This is a genomic window from Enterobacter sp. (assembly GCF_977039595.1).
In genome coordinates this window covers 1-2,015 of the sequence record NZ_CDRQYH010000138.1, presented here as the reverse complement: position 1 = coordinate 2,015, position 2,015 = coordinate 1, and the positions used below count along the sequence as shown (strand labels likewise).

Below are 2,015 nucleotides of genomic sequence, written 5' to 3'. Positions count from 1 at the left end.
CGGATCGGACAGGTTGAGAATATGAGCGTAGAGGGACTTTTCGTCCATGGCGGTGACCTCTGGCGATTAAATACACCATTATCATGCCTTCAGCCACCACATCAAGGGAAGACCCATAAATATACAGTAATAAATGGAGGCATCATGGACTACAGCATTAAGCAGCAACAGAAACGTAAGATTGCCGGTTTTCATTTGGTCGGCCCGTGGGAACACACGGTAAAGCAGGGCTTTGAACAGCTGGTCATGTGGGTTGAAGGGCGTCAAATTGAGCCGCTTGAGTGGGTTGCGGTCTATTACGATAACCCGGATGAAGTCCCGGCAGAAAAACTACGCTGTGATACGGCCGTTACCGTACCGGACGATTTCGTTATTCCGGAAAACAGCGAAGGCGTCATGATGACGGAAATCGCGGCCGGGGACTATGCCGTGGCGACGGCTCGCGTGGAAAACTACGACTTCGCCACGCCCTGGTATCAGTTTTTCAATTCCCTGCTTCAGGACAATAAGTACCAGATGGCGCTTAAGCCCTGCTTCGAACGCTATCTCAATGACGGCAATGCGGACGGTTACTGGGATATCGAAATGTATATCGCCGTCGAGCATAAAACGGTTTAAGCCTGCTAAATGAAGGGTTTTTCAGCCGGGAACGATCCGCCCGGCTGAAAACACAGTACAATTGTGGTTTGCCGTGTAGCTGGAGAGCGGGTGTGCGTCCCGACAAATCATTAACCCCTTTTGAAATTCGGTTGTATAAACATTACCGCGTTGTGCACGGGTGTCGCATCGCGCTGGCTTTCGTATTGACGTTTGTACTGGTCCGTTTGCTGGATGTTCCGGAAGGGACGTGGCCGCTGATCACGCTGGTGGTGGTGATGGGGCCTATCTCGTTTTGGGGGAACGTGGTCCCGCGCGCCTTTGAACGAATTGGCGGGACTGTTCTTGGCTCGGCCCTGGGTCTTATTGCGCTGAAGCTGGAGCTCATCTCATTTCCGGTGATGCTGGCATGGTGCGGTGCCGCTATGTTCCTCTGCGGCTGGCTGGCGTTGGGCAAAAAGCCCTATCAGGCGCTGCTGATTGGTATTACTCTCGCGGTGGTTGTCGGGGCGCCCGCCGGGGATATGACCACGGCGCTGTGGCGAAGCGGGGATGTCATCCTGGGGTCACTGCTGGCCATGCTTTTTACCGGTATCTGGCCGCAGCGGGCTTTTCTGCACTGGCGTATTCAGATGGCTAACTACGTTACCGCCTTTAACCGCGTTTATCAGGCCGGTTTTTCCCCTAATCTGGTCGAGCGCCCGCGGCTGGAAAAGCACCTGCAAACCATCCTTAACGACGTGGTTAAAATGCGCGGCCTGATCACGCCCGCCAGCAAAGAAACCCGCATTCAAAAATCGATTTTCGAAGCTATCCAGACGGTAAGCCGCAACCTGGTCTGCATGCTTGAACTGCAAATCAACGCCCACTGGGCTTCGCGTCCCAGCCACCTTTTGATGCTTAATGCGCAGACCCTCAAAGAGACTCAGCAGATGACGCAGCAAACGCTGTTGACCATCGCTCATGCGCTTTATGAAGGCAACCCGCAGCCGATACTGGCCAACAGCGAGCGACTGAATGAGATCGTCGCGGAGCTGAAGCAGTTAATCAATGAACGCCAGAGCGATAACGTGGCTGAAACGCCTATTCATGGCTACGTCTGGCTGAGCATGGAACTGGCGCGGCAGCTTGAGCTGTTATCGCACCTTATTTGCCGGGCGCTGCGCAAATAAAAGGCGTATGTGACGGCTGCTGCTTCGATTCAGCAGCAATTGGGGTTATGATAGCTTTAAACGATATACTCATTGTCATTCGCAGCCGCTGTCAGTAAGGTTATTGTTACAACGGTTGCCTTAACGAATCCGAATCTCACATTATCAGGGGTGTAAAAATGGAAACTACCAAGCCTTCGTTCCAGGATGTTCTGGAATTCGTCCGCCTGTTCCGCCGCAAAAACAAACTGCAGCGTGAAATCCAGG

At 53.1% G+C, this 2,015-nt stretch carries 3 protein-coding genes; all 3 read left to right on the top strand.

Annotated features, from left to right (window positions below):
• Positions 1 to 144: 144 nt before the first annotated feature.
• A complete protein-coding gene (sbmC, locus tag ACWYRJ_RS20780) occupies positions 145 to 618 on the top strand; it encodes a DNA gyrase inhibitor SbmC (protein WP_455508542.1) in 474 nt (157 codons plus the stop codon).
• 92 nt (positions 619 to 710) lie between these two features.
• Positions 711 to 1,769 carry an FUSC family protein gene (locus tag ACWYRJ_RS20775; protein WP_133294755.1) on the top strand — a complete coding sequence of 353 codons (1,059 nt, stop codon included), beginning with the start codon at positions 711 to 713 and terminating at the stop codon, positions 1,767 to 1,769.
• 158 nt (positions 1,770 to 1,927) lie between these two features.
• Positions 1,928 to 2,015: DUF496 family protein (locus ACWYRJ_RS20770; protein WP_455508543.1), on the top strand; the 88-nt coding region annotated here is incomplete at its 3' end.